The organism is Myxococcus dinghuensis, assembly GCF_024198235.1.
GTDB classification, from domain to species: Bacteria; Myxococcota; Myxococcia; order Myxococcales; family Myxococcaceae; genus Myxococcus; species Myxococcus dinghuensis.
Map to the genome: position 1 here is coordinate 45,406 of NZ_JAKCFB010000029.1, position 26,602 is coordinate 72,007.

The following is a 26,602-nucleotide window of genomic DNA, read 5'->3' on the forward strand; positions in this document are numbered from 1 at the left end:
AAAGGCGGCCCTGGGGAGCCTCTCATTAACGCCGAGGCACTCGGGCCGCACGGAACGTCGAGACGGTCAGCGCGCGCCGCAGAAGTGGGCGACGGCGCGGGCCAGCACGGCCTCGCAGCGCACCAGGTCCTCGACGGGGACGTACTCGCCCGTCTGGTGCGCCACGCGGATGTCGCCGGGACCGAACACCACCGCCTCCGCGCCCAGCTCCGTGAGCTGCGGGGCCTCCGTCCCGAAGGGCACCGTCGTGGGCGCGTTGCCGCTGGCGTCCGCGAGGAAGCGCACCACCTCCGCGTCCGCGCGGGTATTCACACCCCGGTCCGTGCGCAGCACGCGGATGTGCGCCTCGTACGCGGGCTCGTCGCGGACCAGCTCCTGACGGATGGTCTCCAGCAGCTCCACCACGCGCGACGTGGACTGCCCGGGGATGGGGCGCCACTCCACCATGAAGCGGCAGGCGCCCGGCAGGATGTTCTTCGCCTTGCCGCCCTGGATGACGCCCACGTTCACCGTGGTGAAGGGTGGCTGGAAGCCCTCGTCGCGCTCCTCGCGCAGCACCGTCGTGGCCAACTGCTCCAGCCGATGCAGGAACCGCCCCGCGCGGAAGATGGCGGAGGCGCCCGTCTCCGGATAGGCGCTGTGGCCCTCCTTCCCCAGCACCTCCACCTCCGCCAGGCAGTAGCCCTTGTTCGCGCGCACCGGCGTCAGCTTCGTGGGCTCCCCGACGATGGCGTGCCGCGCCCGGCCCAACCCCGCCTCCACCAGCTTCTTCGCGCCGACGAGCCCCACCTCCTCGTCCGCGGTGAGCACCACCATCAGCGGCGCCTGGAGCCCGGCGGCCCGCTCGGCCGCGTGCAGCGCGCAGGCGATGAAGCCCTTCGTGTCACACGCCCCGCGCGCATAGAGCTTCCCGTCGCGCTCCGTCAGCCGCAGCGCCTCCGTCCACGCCGTGTCGTAGGGCACGCAGTCGGAGTGCCCCACCAGCGCGAGCGCCGCGCGGCCGGTGCCGCCCTTCACCGCCACCAGGTTGATCTTCTCCACCCCGGCGTCGTCGGTATAGCGCTGACGCTCCGCGCTGAAGCCCGCGGCCTCCAGCCGCGCCTGCGCGTAGTCGATGAGCGGGGCATTGGGGCGCGAGGACGTGGTGTCCATCGCCACCAGCTCCGTCAGGGTGTTTCGCAGCGCGGGCAACGTGTCGCTCATGGGGACGACCTCCGGTGCCCGCGTCATGCCACCCCCGGACGCGAGGCGCCAGTCCCCCGGCCCCCCCGGACACGTCAGGAATACAGCGTCCGGGAGAGCGCCTGGAACGCGCGGCCACTCTGCTCCGCCAGCGGGTGATGGCCCTCCTTCACGACGAGCCGCCCCGCCACCGCCACCTCGCGCACCACCGCCTTGTCCGCGCCGAAGACGACCGAGGACAGCAGCGACGCGGGGCTCGCGCCCACGAGCGACGGATGCCCCAGGTCCACCGTGAAGAAGTCCGCCAGCGCCCCGGTCTCCAACGTGCCCACCGCGCCGAGCCCCAGGCTGCGCGCGCCATCCACCGTGGCCATGGCCAGCAGCCGCGCCGCCAGGCCATCCACCGCGCCGCCGCCCGGGTCCAGCACCGCGCGACGCAGCCGCGCGAGCCGCAGGTGCCCCTCCAACTGCCGGGCCTCCTCCAGCAGGTCCACCGTGGCCTGGCTGTCCGACCCCAGGCTGATGCGCGCCCCCGCCTTCACCAGCGCGTCCGCCGGCACGATGCCGTCGCCCAGGTTGCGCTCCGTGGAGGGACACGCACACACCGTCGCCCGCGCGCGCCCCAGCATCCCCACCTCTTCCTCCGTCAGGTGGACACCATGGACGGCGGTGAACCCAGGCCCCAGCAATCCCAGGTCCGACAGCAGCTCCACCGGTCGGCGGCCGTGCTCCGCGAGGCAGGCTTCGATCTCCTTCGGCTGCTCCGCCACGTGCATGTGGACGGGCAGCCCGCGCGAGGGCGCCCGCGCCAGGTCGGAGAGCCACTCCCGGGGCACCGCCCGCACGCTGTGCGGCGCCATGCCCACGCTCACCGCCGCGTCGCCGCGCACCTCGCGCACCAGCGACTCCGTGGTGGCGAGGTACGTCTCCACGTCCGGGTCGATGAACCGCCGTTGCCGTGGATTCGCGGCCACCTGGAAGCCCGCGCGCGCGTACCCCACGCGCAGCAGGCAGATGCGCAGGCCCGCGTCCCGCGCGGCGCGGATGACGGAGTGGGCCAGCGCGTTGCGGTTGCCGTAGGGCGTCCCGTCCGCCTGGTGGTGCAGGTAGTGGAACTCCCCCACCGTGGTGATGCCCGCCAGGGCCATCTCCACGAAGACCTGCCGGGAGGCCACGTAGACGTCGTCCGGCCCGAGCGCCTCGGCGGCGCGATACATGGCCTCGCGCCAGCTCCAGAAGTCGTCCGCCTCCCGCCCCGAGGCCACGTACTCCGTGCGCCCGCGGATGAGCCGCTGGAAGGCGTGCGAGTGGCCATTGACGAGCCCGGGCAGGAGCGCCCGCCCCGGAAGCCGGACGACACGCGCCTCCGGGGAGACCTCCGCGGCATCCAGGACGCGGCCATCCACACCCACGGCCAGGGTGCGTCCTTCGAGGAACCGGCCTCCCACGTAGAGGAGGTCCGGCTGGTAGACGGTGATTTCGCTCACACGCGGGAGCGTACGTCACCCCCACCGGGGGCGCAGCAGCGTCGATGCGCCCCCAGCGGGTGCTGTCACTCCACGAACGCCAACCGACTCCCCTGCCCGGACGCCGGGTGGGAGGAGTTGTCGTTCCCGCCCGGGGGCCCTTCCCCGTAACGCACCGCCGGCGCGGAGGCGTTCACCGGCCCCACGTAGAAGACGCCGTGGTAGCCGTCCGCGTTCAGCCCGTCCCAGGTGTGCACGAAGAAGCGGTCGCCGTTGTCCTTGCCCTTCGCGTCACGAACGCCGCAGTCGAGGCGGTCCTTCACGCCCTTGCTGTCCACCGCGCAGATCCACGCCGTGCCGCTGTCGTAGGCCATGTCCAGGGAGGTGACCTTGCCCAGCTTCTCCCGGAGCAACAGGCCCATGGGTCGGAAGTTCTTGTCCCACGGCAGCCCCTTGCGCGAGCGCGAGTGGATGTTGCCCGACAGCACGACATGGAAGCGATTGGAGCTGTTGTCCACCTGGAGCGCCACCGTGGACGCCATGGCGTCCTCGCGCTGCTGGCCGTTGGCCTTCGGGTGGTCGAACACGAAGACATCCACGTCCAGTCCCTCCGAGCGCAACTGGCGCAGTTGCTCCAGCATCTTCGCCACGGCCTCACTGCCACGGCCGTCCGGGAACGGGCTGCGCCAGAAGGGCGCGTCCATCAGCTTGAGCCAGTCCTCCTCGGCGCCCGCGCTGTCGATGAAGGTGTCCACGCGCGCCTGGTTCTCCAGCGGCAGCTCCAGTCCCACCGTCACCGGCGTTCCCGCCACCGCGGCCTGGCAGGCCAACTGCGCGATGAAGCGCGGCACCTCCTGCGTGCCGTGCATCTCCCCCAGGAGCATCGTGGCCCCGGGCTTCACCTGCTTGCCCAGGCCGATGATGGGCAGGCCACACTCGATGGACATCTGCGTGGGGTTCGCCCGCGTCTGCGCCAGACGGGCCACCTGGACGGGCTTGGGCGCGTTCTCCTCCTTCGCCAGCCGGGGCGCCACTTCCCGGAACACGCGCCACTCCATCACCAGGTCGCGCTGCCCCTGCCCGGACTCCATGTAGAAGCCGTTCTCCCCCCGGGGGAAGGCCAGCCGGTCCTCGTCGTCCTCGACGCTCAGCATGGAACCATCGGGCGAGGCCGCGCCGCTCAGCGCCCGGCTCACTCCCCAGTCGATCTCCTTGCCGGGCTGGGACAGCGCCTTGTTCGCGTTCTTGGTGATGCGGAAGATCTGGAGCTTGCCCTTGCCGGGGGCCTCCCGCCGCCCCACGACCATGTAGCGGTGGAAGAAGCCGGAGACCTTCGACGCGCCGAACTCCTGACGCCACTCCGTCTCCAGCACCATGCTGCCCTTGTCTTCCCGGAAGGGCAGGTTGCTGCGGGCGAAGTAGCCTCGGACCTCGGGCCACACTTCCTCGAGAGGCCGGTCGTACACGGCTTCACGGTCTGGATAGTCCAGGTCGCCGCGGTGGGCCGCGCAGCCCACCGTCAGGAATGCCAACACCCATGTCGCGAAGATGACCGAGCGCATCGCCACGCCTCCAAGGAACCCACGAGTTCGGGAATCTGGAACGGAAGCATGCGCTCCGCATATCGCCCCGCGCGCCGAAATGTCAGGTGGGGGCCTCGGACTCCTCCCGCGCGGAGGCCCGCGCCGGCTCCCAGGGGCGGGTCCGGACCGCCTCCCGAATCCAGAGGACGTGACGGCGCTCGTCCTCGCGGTGGCGCTCGATGAGCGCGCGCAGCTCCGCGCCCCACTCGAAGCGCAGGGCCAGGTCGTATGCGCGATTGGAGAACTCCTCGTTGCCGAGCATCGCCACCAGCGCCGCCTCGGTGCCCATCATGCTGGACATCGCGGTGAGGCCCTTCATCGCCGCGCCTCGCAGGTCCGGGCGCAGCGCCACGGGCTCGCCTCCCCGCGCGTGGATGTGGGCGTTGAGCACCTGCACGTGGCGCAGGTGGTCCGCGCGGAACGAGGTGAGCCGTTCACGGACCAGGGGCTCCGGAATGCGGGCCAGCGCCGTGTCGTACGCCCCCACCGCGTCCGCGTCGAGCTGGGCCAGACTGCGCAGCCGTGCCACCTCGGACTTCTCCGCCATGTCCTCGTCCTCCAAGCCAGGGTCGAGTGCAAATTGAGAAGTCTGGGGAGGAGGGCCAACCTGTCCTCGCGGGTGCCCCGCGCTCGGCCGCCCCGGTGCCGGACGGGCGAACCGTTTGCGGCCGGTCTCCTGGATGACGACCGTTGCGACGTGACGAGCGCCAAGACCCGACTGGAGAACTACCGGAGCAAGCGGGACTTCGACCGGACGCCCGAGCCGCCCCCTGGCTCGAAGGGTACGTCCCCGTCCGGAGGCGACCTCCGCTTCGTCGTCCACAAACACGATGCGACCACCCTCCACTACGACCTGCGTCTACAAGTCGACGGCGTGCTGGCGAGCTGGGCGGTTCCCAAGGGGCCCAGCTACGACCCGGGCGCGAAGCGGCTCGCGGTGGAGACGGAGGACCATCCACTCTCCTACGCCGACTTCGAGGGCCACATCCCCGACGACGCCTATGGCGGAGGTGATTCGCTGCTCTGGGACCGCGGCACCTACGACACCGTCCCGCCGGGACAGGCCGAGGCGCAGCGAGAGCAGGGCCGGCTCCATGTCGAGCTCCAGGGCGAGAAGCTGCGCGGGGAGTGGCACCTCGTCCGCACGCGCTCGCGAGGCGGAGCGAAGAAGCCGCAGTGGCTGCTGTTCAAGGCGAAGGACGCGACGGCGGACCCCACGCTCGACGTCACGGTGGAGCGACCGGAGTCGGTGAAGAGCGGCCAGGTGGAGACCCACGGCCCGGCCAGGCGAGGGCGCAAGCGGGCCCCGGCGAAGCGCACCGCGAAGCCCTCGAGGCGCGCCACACGGCCCCGCACGCCCGCGAAGCTGCTCGAGGCCCTGGGCCCCCCGATGCTCGCGCGGCTGGCCGTCCCCGACGAGGTGAGCGACGCGTCGCACGTCTATGAAGTGAAGTACGACGGGTTCCGCGCGGTGGCGGCGCTCATGGGCGGGACGCTGGCGCTCGAGAGCCGCCGAGGCAACGACCTGTCCCGGCGCTTCCCCGCCCTGGCGGAGGCCCTGCGCGGGCTGGGCGTGCGCGAGGCCGTGCTGGACGGCGAGGTGGTGGCGCTCGATGCGCAGGGCCGCTCGCGCTTCCAACTGCTCCAACAGGGACTGGAGGGCGTGGAGCAGCGCTTCGTCGTCTTCGACCTGTTGTGGCTGGACGGAGAGGACCTGCGCGCGCTCCCGCTCGAGGCGCGGCGCGCGCGGTTGGAGAAGCTGATGGAGGGCGTGGCGCTCCCGCTGCAACTCTCGGAGCGCGTCGACCTGCCCCGGACGCGAGCGCTGGCCGAGGCCCGGCGACACGGCTGGGAGGGCGTCATCGCGAAGCGGCGGGATTCGCCCTACACGGGGACGCGCTCGGGGGACTGGCTCAAGTTGAAGGTCGTCGCCGGACAGGAGGTCGTCCTCCTCGGCTATCTCCCCATCCAGAACGAGCGCTCCGAGACGGAGCTGGGCGCGCTGCTGGTGGGCGTGCATGGCCGCGACGGCTTCCATGACGTGGGCAAGGTGGGCACGGGCTTCACGGCGAAGGACCGCAAGGCGTTGCGCGTGCTGCTCGACAAGGACCGTGCCCGCGCGCCCGCCGCCGTGGACGCGAAGCCGCGCAAGGGCGCGGTGTGGGTGAAGCCCCGGCACGTCGCCCAGGTCCACTTCAGCGAGTGGACGGAGGACGGGCGGCTGCGCCAGCCGGTGTACCAGGGACTGCGCATGGACAAGGCCCCCGAGGAGGTGGTGCGCGAGCGCCCCGCCCCCACGACCCGCGCGCCCCGTCAGCGGGTAGCCTCACCTCCACGCCGCGCGACCTCCCGACGAGAGCCCACCTCCGGCGAGCGACGCGCGCCCCGGAGTCATGCCGCGCGTCGCTCACCGGAGCCCCGGAGCGCTGGCCGCGTCGAGCTGACCCACGGCTCGCGCGTCCTCTTCCCGGACAGCGGCCTGACGAAGGCGGACGTGTTCGCCTACTACCGGGAGGTGGCGCCGCTGCTGGTGCCCGTGCTGGAGGACCGCCCCATCTCCGCGCAGCAGTGGCCCGCGGGAATCCAGTCCCCGGGCTTCTTCCGCCACGAGCTGTCCGGCATGCCGTCCTGGCTCCCCACGCTGCGCGTGCGCCACAAGGAGAAGACGCTGCTCCACGTGAACGTGACGGGCGAGGAGCCCCTCTTGTGGCTGGCCAACCAGTCCGCGCTGACGCTGCACATGTGGCTCAGCCGCGCGCCCCGGTTGTCGCAGCCGGACTTCCTCGCGCTCGACCTGGACCCGGGCAGGGGCGGCTGGGCGGACCTGGTGACGGTGGCGCTCGCCCTGCGCGAGCTGCTCGAGGAACAAGGCCTGGAGGGCCTCCCGAAGACGTCCGGCAAGCGGGGGCTGCACGTCATGGTGCCCCTGGCGGGGGGACACACCTACGCGCGTGTCCAGGCCCACGCGAACGCGCTGGCCCGCGAATTGGAAGAGCGTCTGGGCGACATCGCCACGACGAAGCGGGACATCCGCTCACGCAAGGGGCGGCTCTACATCGACGCGGGGCAGAACGCGCGCGGCAAGACGGTGGTGGCGCCCTACTCCCTCCGGGCCCGAGAGGGCGCGCCGTTCTCCGCTCCGCTGAAGTGGAGCGAGGTGACGCGCCGGCTGGACCCCACGCGCTTCAACCTGCGCACCCTGCGCAAGCGGTTGGACACCGTGGGCGACCTGTTCGCGCCCACGCGCCGGCACACGCAGCGGCTGCCGGAGTGACCGCCGGTCGCTCCCCTGCCCGGGGAGTCCGGCGCGCCGTGCGCGAGGACAGCGGGGGTGCTATGGCGACGCCGCCATGACTCCCGCCGCGCCGTCCACCGTCGTGAAGCCCGCGAGCTCGTTGAAGGTCGTGTTCGCCTACTGCGCCTGCTTCATCCTGTGGGGCTCCACCTGGGCGGTCATCAAGGTCGGGCTCCAGGACCTGCCGCCGCTGCGCTTCCTCGGGCTGCGGCTGCTGGTGGCGGGGCTGGCGCTGCTGCCCTTCGTGCGCGCCACCGGCTGGGTCGACGCGCGGACGGGCTGGCGCATCGCCGCGCTGGGGTTGCTCCAGCTCGCCGCGCCCTTCGCGCTGCTGTTCATCGCGCAGCAGTGGATTCCGTCGAGCTGGGCGGCGCTGTTGTTCTCCACCTTCCCCATGTGGCTGCTGCTCATCGGACGGGTGATGATGCCGGACCAGCCGCTGACGCCGGGCAAACTGGTGGCGGCGGGGCTCGGCGTGGCGGGCGTGATGGTGCTCCAGCGTTCGGGGCTGGAGGGCCTCCAGGTCTCCGGCAAGGTGCTGCTGGCCGTGGGGCTGACGCTCGCGGCGGTGTGCATCCTCGCCCTGGCCAACGTGCTGGCCAAGCAGCACATGGCCCACGTCCCCGCTCCGGTGCTCGTCCTGGGACAGGCGCTCACCAGCGCGCTGCCCATGCTCGTGTGCTCCTTCCTGCTGGAGGCGGACCAGCCCACGAACTGGACGCCCCGCGCGGTGGGCGCCATCGCCTACCTGGCCGTGTTCGGCACCGCGTGCACGTACCTGTGCCTCTACTGGCTCCTGCCGCGCATCTCCCTCACCGCGCTGGGCGCCATGGCGCTGCTGGACACGCTGGTGGCGGTGGTGCTCGGCGTGCTGTTCCTCGACGAGCCCTTCACGCTGTCGCTCGTCGTGGGAGGCGCGCTCATCCTCGGCGGCGCGGCCCTGGCCAACGTGCTCCCCTCGGGCACGGCCACCTCGCGGCCCCGGGAGGAGACGTCCGCCTGAGGAGGCCTCAACGCCCGGCCGAGCCCGCGCGGTGCGCCTCCACCCACGCGCGGGCCTCCTCCAGGGTGTCCGCGTACGTCATGTCCAGGCGCTGCGTGCCGCCCAGCATGGTGCCCACCATCAGGCTCTTGGTGGTGACCCGCTGCTCCACCCCCGCGCCGATGTAGATGATGCCGCGGAACCAGTCCGCCTTCGTGTTCGCCACCACGTAGCGGCGCGACTCCGCGCTCAGGTGCGAATCCGCGATGTCCGCCGCCAGGTAGAAGCGCCCCCGCGAGGCGACCTCCCGGTAGATGGCGCAGGACCAGCGAGACGTGTCCTCGTTGATGGCCCCCCGGAAGCGCGCCCAGAGGATGTCGGGCGCCTCGAACCACGCCCGCTGCACACCGTGGCTCCACTCCAGCCCATGCTCACGTGCCATGAGACTCCCGCGCTCGGACCCGCCCCAGGATAGGCCCGGGCGAGCGCGGTTCCCAAATGGCTGACCGCGACAGGCCGCTAGAAACGCAGCGGCAGCGCGAACGCCGTGCCGTTCTGGGTGCCGGTGCGGAAGCTGCGAGGCGCACCGATGACCAGCGTTGGAGGAGTTCCACCTTTTCCAGGGCTCAAGGCCAGGTCCTGGCCCAGGAGGCTGCGCTCGGCGCCGTCGCCCACGGCCATGAGGTAGGGCGACAGCGCGCCTTCCTGGCCCGCGCCGCCCGCGTAGAGGTACACGGCGCCGCCGCCATCGGAGGCCTCGGAGGCGCCCGGCGCGCCGACGACGAGGTCGAAGATGCCGTCGCCCGTCAGGTCCATGCCGCCCACGAGCGACGTGCCGAAGTTCACCGCGCGTGTGCGGTGGACCAGGACGATGGGGGACAACGAGTCGCCGAACGCGCCGATGACGAGCGGCTGACCCGCGGCCTGGCGCTTGGACATCTCCGTGGTGAGCGCGGCGATGTCGAACAGCAGCACCACCGGCTGCGTCACGCCGTTGAACGTCACGCTGGTGGCGCTGGCCGCGATGAACTTGCGCGTGCCCCCCAGGAAGTTGCCCGCCGGGGCGATGCTCAGGCCCAGGCCGATGTTGGTGAGCTGCACCTCGCTGTCGCCCGCGATGCGCCACACCGTCGGCGTGGTGCGACCGCCGCAATTGGCGCCGGACTTGTCATGACCGAAGGCGATGACCACGCCCGCGCGCGTCCCTTCCGCGTAGCGCCAGGCCAGCTCGTCGCACTTGTCCCCGTTCAGGTCTCCCAGCGACACCGGCGCGGAGGTCTGCAGCAGCATGGACGGCCAGGTGTAGGCCGGGTCGCAGACCATGGTGAGCTTGGCCAGCGACGCGTCATCCGGCGCACGGCCCAGGAACACCTCCATGCCGCGGTCGCGCAGCACGGCGAGGTCCTGCTTGCCGTCGCCGTTGAAGTCGAAGCCTCCCACCATCCCGCGTCCGATGGTCGAACGCCTGCACGTCGCGTCCGTGGCCGTGCAACCGGCGGTGACGAGCAGGGGCGCCCACAGGCGATAGGCCGGCTTGAAGGTGCCGTCCGCCTGCCCCAGCGACACCAGCGCCCCGCCCACCGACTGCGTGGCCGTGGTGAGACACTCCGGGCGCACCGTCGCGTAAGTGGCGGCGTGCTCCGCGCTGGTGCTGGCGGGCACCGCGAAGCCCGTGGCGCCCACCACCGTGTCCGGACGGCCGTCGCCGTTGAAGTCGGTGAAGGCCACATCGATGCCCACGGTGCGGCCCACCTTGTGCGGCGAGGCCGCGCCCTCCTCCACCACGACGGCCTGCGCCGAGGCCGTCACCTCGCGAACATAGGCCCGCCCGATGGAGAGCGCGTCGCCGTCCACGTTGGCGCCAGGACCGGACCAGCCCGGCGCGCCCAGGAGCGACACCGCGCCCTGCGCCGTCGCGGCCACGGCGACCGCCTCGCCCACGCGCTCCACGCTCGGCTTCGCCGGCACCATGGCGCTCGTGCGCGTCCACTCCGAGAGCGACGCGCCCGCGCGCTGGTACAGCTCCACGCGGCCGGTGAACGCGCCCTGGTCCGACGAGGCGCGTCCGGAGAAGGCCGCCAGCGCCTCGCCCCCGGGCAGCCGCCACGCGGTGAGGCCCGCGCCCAGCGTGTCCGACCTCGCCGTGCCGTTGAGCACCGCGATGGGCTTGTTCAGCACCGCGCCCGCCGTCAGCGTCGCCAGCGGATACACCAGCACCTTGCCGCCGAAGCGCAGCGTGGTGTTGTTCGGCCCCGGAGGCGCGGCGTACGGCGCGCCCAGCAGCAGCTCCGGCCCCGGCGTGCCGTCCACGTCGAGCACCGCGAAGCTGCGGCCCGCGACGATGCTGGCCGCGTCACCGTAGATGCGCGCGAAGGCCTCCTCGCGCTTCACCTGGAGGGGCTTGGCGGCCGGGTCGCCCGTCGGCGTCTGCGCGCTCAGGTCGAACAGCAGCGCCCCGCCCGCGTCGGCGCCGGACTTCACGCCGCCGCTGGTGCTCAGGTCCGGCGAGTCCGCGCGGTCCGCCACGGCCATCAGCAGGGGCGGACGCGAGGCGTCACCCGGGATGGCGGCCAGGCGCCACGTGCCCTCGTTCGAGTCCGCCAGGTTGGCCGGCAGCACGTACACGTCCGGCGTGGCCCGGAACCGCTGTCCCTCCGCGCGCGCGAAGAAGACGGAGATGGCCACCTGGGTGCCGGAGACGGCGCCCTCGGCCGTGTACCGGGACACCTTGCTCAGCGCGGCGACGTCCAGCCGGCCGTCCTTGTTCAGGTCCGCCGTCACCAGCGCGCGTCCCAGGTCGGAGCCCGTGCGAGCCATGGGCGCGCCCGCCACGGACAGGTCGGAACCGCCCAGGCGGATCTCCGGCAGGTCCGGCACCGGCGAGCTGGACGTGGACAGGTAGATGTCCACCGTGCCGCGCGCGCGGATGGCGCTCGTCGGCGCCAGGTCTCCGGCGGGCGAGCCCACCACCAGGTCCAGGTCGCCGTCGCCGTCCATGTCCGCCACGGACATGCCCGAGCCGAAGGCGGCGTCACGCAGCAGGCCGGTGAGCGGCTGACGCAGGGGGGTCGGCGAGCCGCCCTTGAACGTGTAGAGATACACCGCGCCCGCGTTGCTCACGGCCACGTCCGCGCCGGGCGAGGACACGACCAGCTCCGCGCGCCCGTCCTCGTCGAAGTCGCCGGCCGCGAGCGCGTCACCGAACTGCGCCGTCTCCGTGTCGCCCACGAGCACCCACGTCGGGTCCGCGGACAGTCCGCCGCTGCCCCCCTTGTAGATGAACACGGCGCCGCCGGTGGGGCGTCCCAGGTCGCTCTCGCGCTGGCCCACGGCCAGGTCCTGGATGCCGTCGCCGTCGAAGTCCGCCGTCACCAGGGTGGCGGCGTCGGTGAGGCGGCCGTGCGCCAGCCCCGGCCGCGTCAGCTCGTCCAGCACCACCACCGTGACCGCGGCCTTGTCACCGGTGAACGGGTCGGACGCCTCCAGCAACGTCGCGCCCGTGTCGCCCGGCTCGAAGCGGATGCGGCCATTGCCGAGCGTGCCGGGCCCGGACGTCTTCGACCACACGATGCGGTCGCTGCCGCCGCGCGTGGCCAGCGGCACGGAGGCGCCCGAGGGCACCGCCAGATACGCGGGCGCGCCGGCCAGCCGGGCCGTCTTGCTCACCTGGTACTGGAGCACCGCCTCGTCCCCCGTCTGGGAGTCGCGCACGGTGACGAGGTCCAGGCCCTCCGTGGCGCCGGCGGTGTACCGGCCCTCCGGGCTGAGCGTACCGCCGGACTGGTTCTGGGACAGGTCGTAGGTCGCGGAGCCGATCAACCCCGCGGCGGCCACCTGGAAGGCCGTGCCGGGCCGGACCTCCGCGCGCGCGGGCGCGATGTCGAAGGGCGCGAGCACCTCCACGGACACGCGCGCGCTGCCCGGGCACTTCGCGTCCTCCACCAGCACGGAGTCGGTGGCGGGCGTGCCACCCGCGATGAGCCGGCTGCCGCGCAGCTCACCGGCCGAGCCACCCGACTCCAGCGTGTAGCGGTAGTGGCCGCTGCCGCCGGAGGGCACGAGCATCACCGGGCCGTTGACGCGAACCTTCGAGGGTTCGGCGACGGCGGTGACGGGGGAGAGGCCCGTGCACTCGTCCACCTCGGGTGGAGGGGGCGTCTCGTGCGCCGGGTCCAGCTCGTCGGAGCAGGACGTGACGAGGAGCGCGAGGAGGGGGGCCGCGCGGGTGAGTCGAGTCATGGGAGGAGCCTCGGGGGAGACCGCCAGAAGGTATCAGGGGTTGGCGCCAGACGCGGCCCAGCGCTGGATGAGGGAGATGAGCTGCGAGTCCAGGGGCCCGTCGGCCGGCATGCGCTGGTCCCTCACGGAGGCCGTGACGAGGTCCGCGTTCTCCTTCCACAAGGCGTAGGTGGAGAGCGCGCGCCCCGGGCCGCTGGTGTGGCACTTCGCGCAGCGCGACTCGTGGATGGGCTGGATGTGCGTGGCCCAGCTCAACGGGCCGCTGCTCAACGGGCTGTAGTCGAAGGGCACCAGCCGCCGCGCCTCCGTGCCGTCCACGAAGCGGGCCACCACGCCGAGCGTGTAGCGCCCCGGCTCCAGCGCCGCGAGCGAGTACGCCTTGGGCGTGCCGTCCGTCTCCGTGCCGCCGAGGCTGTACGTGGGCCCCTCGCCGGTGGCGGGGAACTCGGAGCCGCCCAGTTGGAAGGCGATGCTGGCCTGGGGGGCGTTGGGCGGGAGCACCACGCGCGCCACCAGGCCGTCGTCCACCACCTGCATGCCCTGGTACAGGCCGGACACGCGCGGGGTGGGCGCGCGGCTGATGGCGACCGTCTCGCCGCCGAGCTGCACCCACGCGCAGCCGCTCTCGTCCGCGGAGAGGAAGCGGAACTCGCGCGTGTCGACGTTCGTCGCCGTCCCCCAGCTGTCCGCGTCCGCGTCGTAGAGCAGGAGCGAGTCGCTCGACTTCACCCACACGAAGCGCCCCGCCGCCAGCAACTGCACCGGCCGCTGCGGCAGCGACACCCGTCGCCAGCCGTCCCGCGTGCGACGCAGGAGGCCCTGGTTGGTGAGCAGCCACAGCTCGCCGGGCGTGCCCACGGTGGCGCCGAGTCCGGCCAGCTCCTGCGCGACCTCGCCGTCGTCCAGCGGCGCGGTCGCCTCGCGGACGTCGTAGTGGACGAGGCTGGTGGCGGACGCGACGTGCAGCTTGCCTTCGCGCAGGAACCACACCGCCGGGCCGCCCTCCGGAGAGGGCGCGGCCGCCAGCGTGGTGATGCCGGTGACGGCGGCGCCGCCCACCTTCAGCGCGGAGAGCGTGCCCTCGCGAAGCTGGAACAGGCCGGTGGGATGCGCGAGCCACACCGCGCCGTCGGAGGACTGCGTGGTGGCGGTGATGCCCAGGCCCAGCGCGTCACGCCAGGGCGGCGCGATGAGCCAGCCGGACTCCGCGATGAACAGGCCGCGGTCCGTCTCCACCAGGGCGCTGTGCGGCCCCATGCGGAAGACGGCGCGGGTCGCGCCCGGCTGCACGGTGTTGCCCGGATGCGACTCCAGCGCGCCGAGCGAGCCGTCCAGTCGCAGCCGGACGACGGTGCCGGTGGTGTTGGCGAAGAGGCCTCCACCCGACTGGTCCGCGAAGCCCGGCGCGGAGGCCAGCGCCGTCTGCGCGCGGACCTCCGCCGGCCGGAAGGCCACCGGCCGGGGCCGATCCAACGGGAGCGAGTCGTCGCCGCAGGCCGACAGCAGCACGGCGGCACAGAGGGGAAGGAGGTGGAGCAGCGCGGGGGCGGAGCGCCACCCCCCGTCTGTCTCCCGGAGGGGTCGGGATGGGAGGCTCATGCTGTCGGGGCGGGTGTGTCAGGCGAGGATGGGGCGCAGCGGCTCCACGCGGGTGATGCTGTAGTCCAGGCCCGCCGAGGCCAGCACCGTGGCGATGACGTGCTCGGGGAAGATGTTCTCGCCCGTGGGCGTGGCCGCGCCCGTGCGCAGGTCGAACGTGCCCGGCGACATGCCGATGTCACCGCTCTTGCCGAACACGTAGTTGTGCTTCACGCCCGCGCCGATGATGGCGCACGAGTTGCTCAGGTGGTGGTCACGACCGCCCGCGGCGTTGATGAGCGGGGTCCGCGAGAACTCCGAGAACACCATGATGGTGGTGTGGTCGATGAACTTGCCGCCGGACGGGTGGTCCGACTTCTTCAGGTCGGTGATGAGGTTGGCGAGCGCCGCGAAGCCCCGGCGCTGGTTGGTCGCCTGCGTGGCCTGGGTGCCGAAGTGCGTGTCCAGGCCGCCGGTGAGGTTGATGGTCACGCACTGCGCGATGCCCTTCTTCAGGGCGGTGGCCACCATCGCCGCGCGGCCGGCCTCGGTGTCGTACCGGCCGCTGGTGTCCAGACCGTAGGCATCCCGCAGGAGGCCCATCTCCGGCGTGTTCAGCTCGAAGCGGAACGACGCCTCCAGCTGCTGGGCCATGACCTGCTCCATCTGGCCCCGGCTGTTCTGGTAGGTGGTCCCCACGCCGCGGGCGCCGTAGGCGGCCTCCTCGCAGGTGATGGGCTGGCCCCGGAAGTCGACCAGCTGCTTCTCGATTTCGCTGTCCAGCATCTGGCTGCTGGGCTTGAGCGTCAGGAGCAGGTCGTCCTTGCGGCTGACCCGCAGCGCGTTGGCGTAGCCCGGGTAGCGGTCGTTGTACGACTCGACGTTGAACGCGATGTTGGAGATGGGCACGCGCGGCTTCATCTGGCCCACGATTTCGGTCGCGGTGGACGAGCCGCGGGCGGCGCTGCCGATGGGCATCTTCCCGGTGAGGAAGTAGCGGTAGCCCACCTCGTGGCCCAGCGTGTTCATGTTGATGCCGCGCACCACCGTCATCACGTCGAAGTGCTTGGCGAACTCGTTGCCCACCGCGGGACCGAACGCGATGTTCGAGCGCACGCCGCCCACGTCCGGCTGGAGGGGGATGCTCTCGTAGCCGGCGGTGTTGATGAGGTTGTAGCCCGGGAGGATGCGCGTCTCCGCGGCGCGGTCCGCGGTGAACTCGTCCGGGTCCTTCGGGTCGAAGGCGAGGAGCTGGTCCCAGCCGCCGTTGAAGTACACGAAGACGAAGCAGCGGTCGGCGGGGGCCAGGCCGGCCGCCTGCGCGAAGGCGCGGAACGGGACGCCACCGAACAGCGTGGAGCCCATGAAGCCGGCGGCGGCCTTGAGGAAGGTGCGGCGCTCGGGACGGTGGTTGTCGTCGGTGCGGTTCTTCTTCATCGAAGTCACTCCGAGCTTCAGTAGGTGATGAAGCGCTGGTCGGTCAGCATGGCGATGCACATGACCGCCAGCACGTCCGCGCGACGCTTGGGATTCGCCGTCTCCGCCCGGGTCGCGGCCTGGGTGAAGAATCCCGCCCACTTCGTCAGCTCGTCTCCCTCCAGGGGCGCGCCCCAGAAGCGCAGCGAGTTGTAGACGAGGAACTCACGCACCTGGGCGTCCGTCAGCGTGCGCAGGTCGCCCCACGTCCCGGGCAGCGTGCGCGACAGCGTCCGCTTGGTGGGGTCCGCCTGCTTCAGCTCGTCCGCCGCCTGGGCGATGCACACGAAGCGCGCGCCGTCCTCCAGGAACTTGGCGAACACCAGGTTGGGTTCGGTGTTCTCGCTGGAGACGAGCGCGAAGTCCGCGCGGCCCAGCGACGTGGCGCGCGCGTCGATGCCGTCGCTGCCGTTGACCCAGCGGCGGCCCACGGCCTCGAGGATGGCGGCGTCGAGCTGCGACACGGTGAGCCGGCGGGCGGCGCGGCCCACGCTGCCGTTCTGGGCCTCCGGGTCCGGCAGCTCCCCGAAGTCACCGGGCTGGTGCGGGTTGGCGACGGGTTCGAGCTGGCCGTCCACCGTGGGGCCGACCTTCTCTTCCGGGGTCTTGTTGCAGCCGGTGCTCAGCGCGAGCAGCGCGGCGGTCATGAGCCAGCGGCGCATCAGTCGATCCTCCGGTAGGCGTCGGACATCACCACGCGCTCGATGAGCGCCTTGAAGCGGTGGCCGTTCTTCGCGAAGTCCGTGGCGAACGGGGTCAGGTACATCCGCTGCTCTTCCGACGTCATCGGCCTGCCGAGGAACTCCTGCCACACGCGCCTCACCGTGCAGCGCTCCAGCTCACCCGTCTGGACCATGCGCTCCACGAGCAGGCGCGGGCCCGCCTCGATGTTCTGCTCCTCGTCCGACGTGCGGTAGAGGTAGGTCTTGAGCATGCCCAGGCTGCTGGCGCCGTCGCCGTCGTACGCCTGCATCACGTACTGCGAGCACTCACCGCCGCAGTTGGTGTCGCCGTTGATGGCGCAGTCGCGGCACTTCGGGTCGAAGCGTGGGAACTGCTCGGGCGGCAGGAACTGCGCGGCGCGCTCGGCGTAGCGGCCCCAGTGGGCGCCGGTGGGCTCGATGGTGGCGTGGCAGTAGTTGCAGCCGCAGCGCTTGGCCAGGTTGTTCTCGCGGTTGCACGCGTCCTCCGGCGGCGGCAGCGAGCCGTCCGACGAGGGCGCGAACGTCTTGCAGAGGAACGCCTCGTAGAACTCGGAGACGCGGGCGCGCTGGGTGGGGAAGCGGTAGAGGAAGCCGGGGGTGGTGAGCACGCCGGCGTGCGAGCTGTCGCGCGTGTACTCCGTCCACGTGTTGATGTCCGTGTACGGGATGGAGGGGATCGACTCCGCCGGAGCAGGCAGGGTGGTGCTGAACACGCCCACGCCCTGGTTCTGCTTGTAGTACTGCGACAGGGTGCCATTCACGAACGAGCGGCGCGTGGTGAGGATGTTGTAGTACGGCTCGTCGCGGCGGACGACCGACTCGATGATGCGCAGGGGCTCCTCATTGAAGGAGGTCACGCGCGTGTCGTGCACGCTGCGCACGTAGAGCGGGTCGGTGGTCGCGCCGATGGCGGACACCTCGCAGCGGCGCATGTCCACGCCACAGCCGCAGGTGCGGTCACCCGCGAAGCGGGCGGCCTCGCAGGAGGCACGCGTCCAGGGGTTCTCGACGCGCTCCTGCGCCTCGACGGCGCACACCTTCACGGTGGCGGGCGCGCCGGGCGGGGCCCAGTACGGCGAGGGCCTGGTCACGTAGCCCTCGCGCAGGATGCAGCCGCGGGGCACGGTGTAGGTGCCCTTGACGTTGTTGGACATGCCGAGGTCCAACAAGCAGCGGTTGAGCTGCGTCACGCCGGTGGTGCTCTTCGGCATGTTGAAGGACTCGACGTAGCCGTCCTTCAGGTTGGTGTAGCCCGCCTCGAGCTCGTACTCCTTGTCGTCGACCTCGCCGAACTTCTTCCACGTCGGGACGCACAGGTACGACTTCTGGGCGGTGCCGGAGCCGCGGTTGTCGCAGAAGTTCCGGAACTTCGCCCAGGCGTTGCTCAAGGGCAGGGCCGCCAGCGCCGCGCACGTCGTCAGCGCGGTGTCCTTCGTCTTCGTCGCCAGCTCCGTGCAGGTGAAGAAGTTGGCGTCGTAGTCGTAGCTGACGGGCAGGGGCACGCCCATCTCGTCCCGACACTTGGTGCGGGGCGCCGCGGTCAGCGACGTGACGTGGCCGTCCTGGAGGTTGGTGAGACAGGAGTCCTGCTCCACGTCGGTGTTGCAGCTCTGCCCGTTGACGCCGCGCAGGCCCGTGGAGACGTTGTTCGCGAAGCCGAACGCGGTGGTGGTGCCGTTGCCGCCCAGCCGCGAGTTCGTGTTGTTGTTGACGCTCCCGCTGATGTTGCTGCGCAGGAGCGCGCGGTGGAAGTTACGGATGCGGGTGTAGAAGCCCTCCTGGGCCATCATCGCCCGCACGTCCTCCTCGGTGACCGCGCCCTTCTCCTGAACGGCTTTGTACTCCTCGTAGGTGGGCGGGCGACCGAGCAGGTCGAGGGAGAGCTGCCGCAGATGTCTTTCGGGTCGAACCTTCGCGATGGGCGCGCACACGAGCGCGGCCTCTTCGGCGAAGGCTGGTTGGGCCAGCAAAAAAGCGGCGCCAGCCAGGGTGGCGAGGCAACGCACGCGGAGCACAGGGACCTCCGGGAGGGGGAGGGTCGGGGGCGACCGTAACCGAGTATGCAAGAATTACAGGGAGAAGATCCAGTCCACCTTCATGGATCGATCATCCGACATGTAGGGAACCCAGTGATTCCAAGTGTTCACAAGTTGCAACCGACGACACCTCGGGGGAGATAGGGCCCATGTCGAACGCCACCACCTCCGCTCCGATGCAGTCCCGGGTGAGCGACCGGGCCTTCTACGTCTTCACGGGTGTCGTGTCCGCCGTCGCGCTGGCGGTCATCGGATGGATCCTGATGGTGCGGCGGGGCGGCGCGACGGAGGGCGTGGACCTGCGCTTCCTGCCCGCGGTCAACGCGAGCCTCAACGCGACGGCGGCGGTGCTGCTCCTGGCGGGCTGGGTGGCCATCAAGAAGGGCGCGCGGCGCGTCCACCAGTACCTGATGGTGTCGGCGTTCGCGGTGTCCGGGCTGTTCCTCGTCAGCTACCTCGCCTACCACTTCGTGCATGGCGACACGAAGTACGTGGGGGACTGGCGCGGGCTGTACCTGAGCATCCTGGCCAGCCACGTGCTGCTGTCCATGCTGGTGGTGCCCATGGCGCTGGTGGCCTTCTACTTCACGTGGCGCAAGCAGTTCGACCGGCACCGCAAGGTGACGCGGTGGCTGGCGCCCATCTGGGTCTACGTGTCGGTGACGGGCGTGGTCGTGTACTTCATGCTGCGCGGCAGCATGCCGGCGGTGCCGTAGCGCACGGCGTCGGCGCGTGGCGGCACGCGCGCCCGGGTCAGGTGCCGCGCGACTCGCGCAGCCAGGCCCCGAAGCAGTCGAAGGTGTCCTGCGCGGCGAGGACCACGCGGGCATCGAAGTCGGTGGAGGCGGCGTCCGCCGAGGCCTGGAGCAGGGCCTCTCCGAAGGCCCGCCACCTGGCCCCGACCTCTTCTCCATGAGCCTGGAAGTAGGCGAAGCCTCCTGGCGCGCGCTCCCCGAAGTGGCGGCGCAGGTGCCGGAGGATGAGCTGTCCGCCCAGCGTGGAGCCCTCCAGCACGTACGCGCAGCCGAGCGCCTCCGGGAGCTCGGACACGGAGGGCCGCCGGGCGCAGCGCGGGAGCCGCGAGAGCGAGGCCGCGTCGTGTCCCAGCGCGCGCAGGTCCTGCTCCAGCAGCGGCACCTTGCGCCGCTCGCGCATGCGCAGCGCGGGCAGCGCAGCGTCGAGCACCTCCGTCAGCGGCGCCTCCACGGGCGCCTGGAACCCGAGCACGGCCTCCAGGTGACGCCGGTAGTCGTCCGCCGTGAGGCCCGGCTCCAGCAGGCGCACGGAGGCCTCGGTGCATTCGTGATGCGAGCGGGTCTCCGTCTTGAGGCGCAGCAGGAGGGACACGGTGCGGCGAAGATGGCTCCGTCCGTGCGGGGAGGAAACGTCAAAAGCGCCCCTCATGCTCGCCGGGTCGACCCTCGGGATGCCGCGGCGGCGGCTTGTCAGGAAGCACGGAAGGCGTCCGACCGGGCCGCCATGAAAATCCTGTCACTCGACGAGGGCCCGCTTCGGACGTGGCCCTATCAATCCGCCTCGCCCCGGGGTCAGGCGGAGACGGTGTGGTTCCCGCTGCTGCGAGGCACGGTGGACGTGTTGCCGGACGAGGTCGCGGCGCTCCTGGTGCTCTCCGACCTGCAAGGCGTGGCGCCCCATGCGCTCCACGAAGGCGCCGTGGCGCTGCTCGGCGAGGTGCTCGCGGACGAGCTGGCCCTCATGGCGGAGCTGGGTGAGCTGCCACCTCCGAGCAACGTCGGCGTGGTGCTCGCTGGGGATTTGTACTCGTCGCCGCTGGCGAACGTCCGGGGCGCGTCAGGGGATGTCCGGTCCGTGTGGCGCGCCTTCGCGGAGCACTTCCGCTGGGTGGTGGGCGTCGCGGGCAACCACGACACGTTCGGTGGCGCACGGGAGCAGGAGCGCTTCCGTCAGCGGCCCGGCATCCACCTGCTCGACGGCGAGGTCGTGGACCTGGAGGGGCTGCGCGTCGGCGGCGTGGGCGGCATCATCGGCCACCCGGGCAAGCCGGGCCGCAGGGAGGAGGAGGCGTTCCTTCAAGTCCTCGGAGGCGTGCTGCGCGAGGACCCCGAGCTGCTGGTGCTGCACATGGGACCGGACGCACCGGACACGGGCGCGCGCGGCAGCCCCGTCATCCGCGAGCAGGTGCAGGCCCGAGGCGCGCTGGTGGTGTGCGGCCATGCCCACTGGGAGGTGCCGCTCGCGACGCTGCCCGGCGGCGTGCAGGTGCTGAACGTGGACAGCCGCGCGGTCCTGCTCGAGCGCGCGCGCTGACCGGAGGGCTCCACCCCCAGCATGGCGCTCAGCTCGCCTGCGCCGTGCCTCCCTCCGGGTCCTCGCCAGTCTCGGCGTCGTCCTCCAACGCGTCCACGCCACGCGGGATGCCATCCACGTAGGTGACGACGTTGCCCGGCATCGCCGGCACGCGCGGGCCTGGCGTCACCACGCCCGTGAGGTTGAGCGGGTCCACGCCGGAGAGCTGGACCTTCACGCCCGAGGGCGGCTGGCGCCGCACCGCGCGCGCCATGTCCACCGCCTCCGGCAGCGCGAACTGCTCGCCGACGAAGCCCGCGACGAAACGTCCGCCGCGCACCTCTCCGCGAGCCTCCATGCGCCGATACACGAAGAGCAGCTCCCGCCACGTGGGCGCCAGCGCCTCGCGCATCACCAAATCGCGCCAGACGATGCCGTAGCGCTGGAGGAACAGCCGCGCCAGCGAGTCCAGCACCTCGTCCTGCGACTTCGGCTCGGCGGGCGCCAGGAGGCTCCAGCGACCGGGGCCTCCGCGCTGCAACAGCTTCTGACGCTTGCGATGCGCGGGGCTCTGCAACACCCGCAGGTTCTGCACCGCGTCCGCGGTGACGAGCCCGCGCGCGACCAGCTCCCACAGCGCGTCCTCGATTTCGGCCGGGAGCCGCCGCGCCCGGGACACCAGGTCCTGGAAGAAGCACGCGCCGCGGCGCTCCAGCACGGCCACCACGTCCTTGGCGGGCACGCTCAGGTCCGCGGGCGTCCAGACGTCGCCGTCCGCCAGCACCGCGTGGGGACGCGCCGCCGCGAGCATCCACTCCAGGTCCTCTCGCAGCGCGAAGGTCAGCGGCGCGTTGCGGGTGGGCGACGCGCGCGAGCGGGTGGGCGCGGGCTGCGGCTCCGGCGGCGTCACGGGCGCGCCGCGACGCGGACCGGGCACCGGCTTCGCGTCCTTCATCGTCAACCGGCCCCAGGCCACCTCGCCCGCGTAGCAGGCGCGCTCCAGCATGTCCGGCGTGTAGCCGCGCATGCGCGCGGGGAGCAGGAAGCGCTCCCACGCGGAGGCCGGCGCCTCGTAGCCCTGGAGCAGCCGCACCGCCTTCACCAGCCCCGTGGAGCCTCGCAGCGCGTCCAGGTCCTCCATGTGGTGCCACCGGAAGAGGAAGCGCATGAAGTCCTGCGCGCTCAGCGGCTCGATTTCGCGCCGCAGCCGCCCCACCGTCATGCGGTGGATGCGCTGGAGCAGCCGCCGGTCGCACCACTCCAGGGGCGGCTTCTCGCCCTCCGCCAGCGGCACCTCCAACGGCCGGAAGTGGCCCCGCAGCACCGTGCCCTGCAGCTCGAGCTGGTGCATGGCCGCGTCGACCTCGTCCTCGGGCAGCACCGTCAGCCGGGCCAGCTCCGCGATGGTGGTGGGGCCCAGCATCTCCATGCGCCCGCGCACCACCTGGAGCACCGCCGCCTCGCGCTCCACCGGCCGGTCGTGCGCCAGCACCGGCAGCGGAGGCTGCGTCTCCACGCTGGGGAACAACACGCGCAGCGCGCTGCCCCGCTCCGCCGCCACGAGGAAGCGCCCCGTGGGCAACGTCAGCCAGGCCACCCGGCCCTGCGCGAACAGCGGCGTCTCCAGGCCGCGGGCGAACTCCGAGTCGCGCACCAGCACCCACTGCAACAACAGGTCATGCAGCTCGTCCGCGTCGCGCAGCGGCGGCGCGGCGTCCTCCACCACCGTGGCGATGGCGGAGGCATCCAGCGCGCCGAAGGCCGCCACGTCCTCGGCGGGCATGGCCCGGCGCAAGGCCACGTTGCGCACGCGGCGCTCCTCGGCGGGCGCGTCGTCGAGGAAGGTGTACGGCTGACTGTGGATCATCGCGTGGGCGAAGACGCTCGGCTCCGGCACGTCGCGGGCCTCCAGGCGGATGCGCCCGTCCCGCATGCGGCGCAGCACCTCGCGCAGGCCCTCGATGTCCATCGCCTCGTGCAGACAGTCGTCCATCGTCTGCTTCACGAGCGGGTGGTCCGGCAGCTCGATGTCCCCCCCGCCGTGGTTGTCCTGGCAGCCCACCTGCGCGGGGAAGACGGCGGCCAGCAGGTCCTCGCTGCGCGCGCGCTGGAGGTTGGGCGCCACGCGCTTGCCGCCCATCATCCGGTTGAGCGCGAGGGAGCGCGTGGCCACCCACCGGAAGCGCGTGCCGAACAGCGGCGACTGGAGCACCGCCTGCACCAGCACCTCCTCCACGTGCTCGGAGTGCAGGAAGTCGAAGATGTCCGCCAGCGGGAACGAGTGCTGCTCGCCCAGCGACAGGAGGATGCCGTCCTCCGTCGCCGCCGCCTGGAGCTCGAAATCGAACGAGCGGCAGAAGCGCTTGCGCAGCGCCATGCCCCACGCCCGGTTGATGCGGCTGCCGAAGGGCGCGTGGATGATGAGCTGCATGCCGCCGGACTCGTCGAAGAAGCGCTCGGCCACCACCATCGTCTGGCTGGGCACCGCGTCCAGCATCTTCCGGCCCAGCCGCAGGTAGCCGAGCAGCGCGTCCACCGCGGGCGGAGGCATGCGCAGCGCCTTCTCCAAGAAGGCCTGCGCGTCGTCCCGCGCGAGCAGCTCCTCGCGCAGCCGGCTCACCTGGACGGACAGCTCGTCGGTGCGGCCCGGGGCCTCGCCGCGCCAGAAGGGCACGTTGGGCGCGGCGCCCCGTGCGTCCTCCACCATCACCGTGCTGCCCATCACCCGCTGGATGCGCCACGCGGTGCTGCCCAGGAGGAAGACGTCTCCCGGCGAGGACTCCACCGCGAAGTCCTCGTCGAGCGAGCCGACCACCTTCCCCTCCGGCTCCGCCATCACGCTGAAGGTGAACGTGTCGGGGATGGCGCCGCCGTTGGTGAGAGCGGTGATGCGGACGCCCCGTCGCCCCTTGAGGCGCTGGTTCACCCGGTCCCGGTGCAGGTGGATGCCCGCGCGACCGCGCCGGTCGGCGATGCCCTCGGAGAGGACCTCCAGCACGCCCTGGTACTCCTCCCAGGTGAGGTCGCGGTACGGCCACGCCCGCTGGAAGAGGCTGAACAGGGCCCGCTCGTCCCACTCCTCGCATGCGCACGCGGCGACAACCTGCTGCGCCAGCACGTCGAGCGGCTTCTGCGGGATGCGCACCGCGTCCAGGTCGCCCTCGCGCACGGCGTTGAGGAGCGCGGCGCACTCCACCAGCTCGTCGCGCGTCATCGCGAAGAGGATGCCCTTGGAGATGGCCGACTTGTGGTGGCCCGCGCGGCCCACGCGCTGGAGCAGCACGGAGATGGCCTTCGTCGTCCCCAACTGCACGACGAGGTCCACGTTGCCCACGTCGATACCCAGCTCCAGCGACGCGGTGGCCACCATGGCCCGCAACTGTCCCGCCTTGAGCTTCTCCTCCGCGGCGAGGCGGATCTCCCGCGACATGCTCCCGTGGTGCGCGGCGACGAGCCCCTCGCCCAATCGCTCGCCCAGGTCGTGCGCCACGCGCTCGGCCATCTTCCGCGTGTTGACGAAGATGAGCGTGGTGCGGTGCTGGCCGGTCAGCGCCACCAGCCGGTCATAGACCTGGCCCCACATCTCGTGGCTGGCCACCGAGGACAGCTCCGCGTCCGGAATCTCCAGCGTCAAATCCCACGGGCGCAGGTGGCCCACCTCCACGCGGCGGCACTCCCGATGCGAGGCGCCCGTGAGGAAGCCCGCGATGGCGTCCAGCGGCTTCTGCGTCGCGGACAGGCCGATGAGCTGGGGCCGCACCTCGGTGAGCGCCTTGAGGCGCTCCATGGACAGCGTGAAGTGGCTGCCGCGCTTGTCGCGGGCCAGCGCGTGGATTTCGTCGACGATGACGGTGCGCACGCCCTTCAGCGTGGCGCGGGCGCGCTCGGCGGTGAGGTAGAGGTAGAAGGACTCCGGCGTGGTGATGAGGATGTGCGGCGGGCGGCGCACCATCTGCGCGCGCTCCGACGCGGGGGTGTCGCCGCTGCGCACCTGCACGCGCAGCTCTCCCGGGGTGTAGCCCTCCGCGCGGGCGCGGGTGAGCAGCTCCTCCAACGGCTGGAGCAGGTTCTTCTGCACGTCGTTGCCCAGCGCCTTGAGCGGCGACACGTAGAGCACCTGGGTGCGGTCCTCCAGCGTGCCCTCCAGCGCGAGCCGGAACAGCGCGTCGAGCGCCGCCAGGAACGCGGTGAGCGTCTTGCCGCTGCCCGTGGGCGCGGCGATGAGCACGTCATGCCCGGCCTGGATGAGGGGCCAGCCTTCGATCTGCGGACGTGTCGGCTCGCCCAGACGCTCCGCGAACCAGCGGCGGACCACGGGATGGAAGGTCGCCAGTGCCGGGTGGGCCGCCTGTTCGGTGGCGAAGTCGAGGCTGATCTGCGGAGCCATGCGCACCTCTACGGACGTCGAGCCTGAACACAGGTACAGGCGAACGTCAACGCACGCTCGGGCGACCCCAAACAGTGGCGCCTGGTGGGGCTCGCCTGGCGCCTCTCCGGACGGCCTGGCCAATCCCTCCACTAGGATGGAGCCCATGGACTCCCCCGCCCCGCCTGGAAGACACCACCCCTTCGTCCGGAGCGCCCTTCACGCCGGATGGCTCGCCCTGATGGGCCTGGGCATCAGTGGGTGCGCACCCTCGCTCACCGAGTCCACGGCGCGCGACGAGCGCGCACAGGCCACCGCGCCCCAGTCCCCTCGCGCGTCGTGCGTGGACGCCACGGTGCTCTTCATCCAGACCTGCCACCTCCTGGAAGGCGACGCCTGGGAGGACGCCGCGCGGAGCCTCGACCAGCTTCGGGAACTCGCTCCCCACGCCCCCGAAGTCCGTGTCCTCGCGAGCCTCCTGGAGCAGCGACGCCACGCGCCCGGCCAGTCGTGGCCCGACGCCTTCGTTCGCGCCTGGAAGCAGGCAGGCGCCCCCGACCTCCGCGAAGGCACCCTCCTCACGAAAGCCCCCGCCGAAAGCCTCGCCCCGGCTCGATGGACGGCGGCCTGGGAGCGAGCCCCCGATGTGGAGGCCCGCCTCGTCCTCGCGCTGAACGCCCCTCGGGAGCTTCCGGACGACACGTCTCGACAGTGGCTCGTCTCGCGCTTCGTGGACCTGCCGGGCCCGTACTTCCTGCGCGCGGCCGCCGAGCGCTTCCAGCGCCCAGAAGAGAAGCGAGTGCTGCACCCCCTCCTCCAGAAGCACAACGCCCCGCCTCGGGAGGAGATGCAGGTCTCCCTGCTGCTCCTGCTGGACCCAACGAAGCCGGACGCGCCCATCTCCCCCGCCGAGCTGTCCGAGCTGGAGCGCATCACCCGGCTGCCGGACTACCGGACCCTCTCACTGGCACGAGCCCATGCCGCGGCAACGCGGCTCCTGACCCGCGCCGGCCTCGAGCACCCCGCCCACGCCGCGTTCATGGTGGTCATCGGCGAGCTGTTGCTGGAAGCGCCCTCGCGATTGAGTCAGCGGGTCCGCGCCTCGGAGGCCACGCTCACGCCCTCGGACCGGGCCAGGCTGGGGCACGTCTTGTGGAACCTCGGCGAGCGCATGGCCGCCGAACCCACGCTCGTGGAGCGGATGGTCGGCTGGGGCAAGATGAAGGAGGGCGCCGGACTGCTCGATGACGCCGAGCGGATGGCTCGAGCGGATGGCGCGCGACAGCAGGGCCTCCGGGTCCTGCGCGCCTCCCAATCGCTGCGCGTCGACGACTGGCCTCTCGTCGCGCTCCAGCGGGAGTGGCTGGACGCGACCGTGGCCGACGAGTGGACCCACCTTTCCAGGCTCGTCACCCCGTGACGCCCGC

Annotated in this window: 17 protein-coding genes; 5 read left to right on the forward strand and 12 right to left on the reverse strand. The window is 71.9% G+C overall.

What is annotated here, in order from left to right; genetic code table 11:
* Nucleotides 1-66: 66 nt before the first annotated feature.
* The 4 genes from argE to LZ198_RS29910 form a co-directional block, all read right to left on the reverse strand.
* Nucleotides 67-1,203: an acetylornithine deacetylase gene (argE, locus tag LZ198_RS29895; RefSeq protein WP_253975509.1), complete on the reverse strand. Its 1,137-nt coding sequence runs from the start codon at nt 1,201-1,203 to the stop codon at nt 67-69.
* 74 nt (nt 1,204-1,277) lie between these two features.
* Entirely contained in the window at nt 1,278-2,669 is a 1,392-nt protein-coding gene (gene hutF, locus LZ198_RS29900; RefSeq protein ID WP_253975510.1) for a formimidoylglutamate deiminase, read from the reverse strand.
* Nucleotides 2,670-2,734: 65 nt separating this feature from the next.
* On the reverse strand, nt 2,735-4,210 hold the full coding sequence (locus LZ198_RS29905) for a hypothetical protein (RefSeq protein ID WP_253975511.1): 1,476 nt from the start codon (nt 4,208-4,210) through the stop codon (nt 2,735-2,737).
* Nucleotides 4,211-4,292: 82 nt separating this feature from the next.
* Nucleotides 4,293-4,778 (reverse strand): ferritin-like domain-containing protein, encoded by a 486-nt coding sequence (locus tag LZ198_RS29910; protein WP_253975512.1) that lies wholly within the window; start codon nt 4,776-4,778, stop codon nt 4,293-4,295.
* A 150-nt stretch (nt 4,779-4,928) separates the two neighbouring features.
* On the opposite strand from LZ198_RS29910, the gene ligD reads away from it, so the two are divergent.
* The gene (gene ligD, locus LZ198_RS29915) at nt 4,929-7,505 is read left to right on the forward strand and encodes a DNA ligase D (RefSeq protein WP_253975513.1); all 2,577 of its coding nucleotides are present in this window, start codon (nt 4,929-4,931) and stop codon (nt 7,503-7,505) included.
* Between the two features lie 76 nt (nt 7,506-7,581).
* Entirely contained in the window at nt 7,582-8,529 is a 948-nt protein-coding gene (locus LZ198_RS29920; protein ID WP_253975514.1) for a DMT family transporter, read from the forward strand.
* Nucleotides 8,530-8,536: 7 nt separating this feature from the next.
* On the opposite strand, the gene LZ198_RS29925 is transcribed toward LZ198_RS29920, so the two are convergent.
* From LZ198_RS29925 to LZ198_RS29950, 6 genes are all read right to left on the reverse strand, one after another.
* Complete coding sequence (locus tag LZ198_RS29925; protein WP_253975515.1) at nt 8,537-8,950, reverse strand: hypothetical protein; 414 nt, start codon at nt 8,948-8,950, stop codon at nt 8,537-8,539.
* 77 nt (nt 8,951-9,027) lie between these two features.
* Complete coding sequence (locus LZ198_RS29930) at nt 9,028-12,747, reverse strand: VCBS repeat-containing protein (protein ID WP_253975516.1); 3,720 nt, start codon at nt 12,745-12,747, stop codon at nt 9,028-9,030.
* A gap of 33 nt (nt 12,748-12,780) precedes the next feature.
* A complete protein-coding gene (locus tag LZ198_RS29935) occupies nt 12,781-14,346 on the reverse strand; it encodes a hypothetical protein (protein WP_253975517.1) in 1,566 nt (521 codons plus the stop codon).
* Nucleotides 14,347-14,364: 18 nt separating this feature from the next.
* A complete protein-coding gene (locus LZ198_RS29940; RefSeq protein ID WP_253975518.1) occupies nt 14,365-15,762 on the reverse strand; it encodes a DUF1501 domain-containing protein in 1,398 nt (465 codons plus the stop codon).
* Nucleotides 15,763-15,779: 17 nt separating this feature from the next.
* Nucleotides 15,780-16,463, reverse strand: a complete 684-nt coding sequence (locus LZ198_RS29945) for a hypothetical protein (RefSeq protein ID WP_253975519.1) — start codon at nt 16,461-16,463, stop codon at nt 15,780-15,782.
* Nucleotides 16,463-18,520 (reverse strand): DUF1585 domain-containing protein, encoded by a 2,058-nt coding sequence (locus tag LZ198_RS29950; protein ID WP_253975520.1) that lies wholly within the window; start codon nt 18,518-18,520, stop codon nt 16,463-16,465. The genes LZ198_RS29945 and LZ198_RS29950 overlap by 1 nt, the downstream gene beginning before the upstream one ends.
* A 170-nt stretch (nt 18,521-18,690) precedes the next feature.
* On the opposite strand from LZ198_RS29950, the gene LZ198_RS29955 reads away from it, so the two are divergent.
* Entirely contained in the window at nt 18,691-19,257 is a 567-nt protein-coding gene (locus tag LZ198_RS29955; RefSeq protein WP_253975521.1) for a DUF420 domain-containing protein, read from the forward strand.
* Between the two features lie 37 nt (nt 19,258-19,294).
* Here the strand turns inward: LZ198_RS29955 and LZ198_RS29960 are convergent, their stop codons facing one another.
* A complete protein-coding gene (locus tag LZ198_RS29960) occupies nt 19,295-19,888 on the reverse strand; it encodes a biliverdin-producing heme oxygenase (protein ID WP_253975522.1) in 594 nt (197 codons plus the stop codon).
* A gap of 132 nt (nt 19,889-20,020) precedes the next feature.
* Between LZ198_RS29960 and LZ198_RS29965 the strand changes: the two genes are divergently transcribed.
* Entirely contained in the window at nt 20,021-20,830 is an 810-nt protein-coding gene (locus LZ198_RS29965; protein WP_253975523.1) for a metallophosphoesterase family protein, read from the forward strand.
* A gap of 28 nt (nt 20,831-20,858) precedes the next feature.
* On the opposite strand, the gene LZ198_RS29970 is transcribed toward LZ198_RS29965, so the two are convergent.
* Nucleotides 20,859-25,196, reverse strand: coding sequence for a DEAD/DEAH box helicase (locus tag LZ198_RS29970; protein ID WP_253975524.1), 4,338 nt, complete (start codon nt 25,194-25,196; stop codon nt 20,859-20,861).
* Nucleotides 25,197-25,341: 145 nt separating this feature from the next.
* Between LZ198_RS29970 and LZ198_RS29975 the strand changes: the two genes are divergently transcribed.
* The gene (locus LZ198_RS29975; protein WP_253975525.1) at nt 25,342-26,595 is read left to right on the forward strand and encodes a hypothetical protein; all 1,254 of its coding nucleotides are present in this window, start codon (nt 25,342-25,344) and stop codon (nt 26,593-26,595) included.
* The last annotated feature ends 7 nt before the right edge of the window (nt 26,596-26,602 follow it).

What these genes read in the sequence shown, in the direction of transcription:
- argE (WP_253975509.1), bottom strand. Translation starts at nt 1,203, where the DNA reads ATGAGCGACACGTTGCCCGCGCTGCGAAACACCCTGACGGAGCTGGTG.
- LZ198_RS29905 (WP_253975511.1), bottom strand. Translation starts at nt 4,210, where the DNA reads ATGCGCTCGGTCATCTTCGCGACATGGGTGTTGGCATTCCTGACGGTG.
- LZ198_RS29910 (WP_253975512.1), bottom strand. Translation starts at nt 4,778, where the DNA reads ATGGCGGAGAAGTCCGAGGTGGCACGGCTGCGCAGTCTGGCCCAGCTC.
- LZ198_RS29920 (WP_253975514.1), top strand. Translation starts at nt 7,582, where the DNA reads ATGACTCCCGCCGCGCCGTCCACCGTCGTGAAGCCCGCGAGCTCGTTG.
- LZ198_RS29925 (WP_253975515.1), bottom strand. Translation starts at nt 8,950, where the DNA reads ATGGCACGTGAGCATGGGCTGGAGTGGAGCCACGGTGTGCAGCGGGCG.
- LZ198_RS29930 (WP_253975516.1), bottom strand. Translation starts at nt 12,747, where the DNA reads ATGACTCGACTCACCCGCGCGGCCCCCCTCCTCGCGCTCCTCGTCACG.
- LZ198_RS29935 (WP_253975517.1), bottom strand. Translation starts at nt 14,346, where the DNA reads ATGAGCCTCCCATCCCGACCCCTCCGGGAGACAGACGGGGGGTGGCGC.
- LZ198_RS29940 (WP_253975518.1), bottom strand. Translation starts at nt 15,762, where the DNA reads ATGAAGAAGAACCGCACCGACGACAACCACCGTCCCGAGCGCCGCACC.
- LZ198_RS29945 (WP_253975519.1), bottom strand. Translation starts at nt 16,463, where the DNA reads ATGCGCCGCTGGCTCATGACCGCCGCGCTGCTCGCGCTGAGCACCGGC.
- LZ198_RS29955 (WP_253975521.1), top strand. Translation starts at nt 18,691, where the DNA reads ATGTCGAACGCCACCACCTCCGCTCCGATGCAGTCCCGGGTGAGCGAC.
- LZ198_RS29965 (WP_253975523.1), top strand. Translation starts at nt 20,021, where the DNA reads ATGAAAATCCTGTCACTCGACGAGGGCCCGCTTCGGACGTGGCCCTAT.
- LZ198_RS29970 (WP_253975524.1), bottom strand. Translation starts at nt 25,196, where the DNA reads ATGGCTCCGCAGATCAGCCTCGACTTCGCCACCGAACAGGCGGCCCAC.
- LZ198_RS29975 (WP_253975525.1), top strand. Translation starts at nt 25,342, where the DNA reads ATGGACTCCCCCGCCCCGCCTGGAAGACACCACCCCTTCGTCCGGAGC.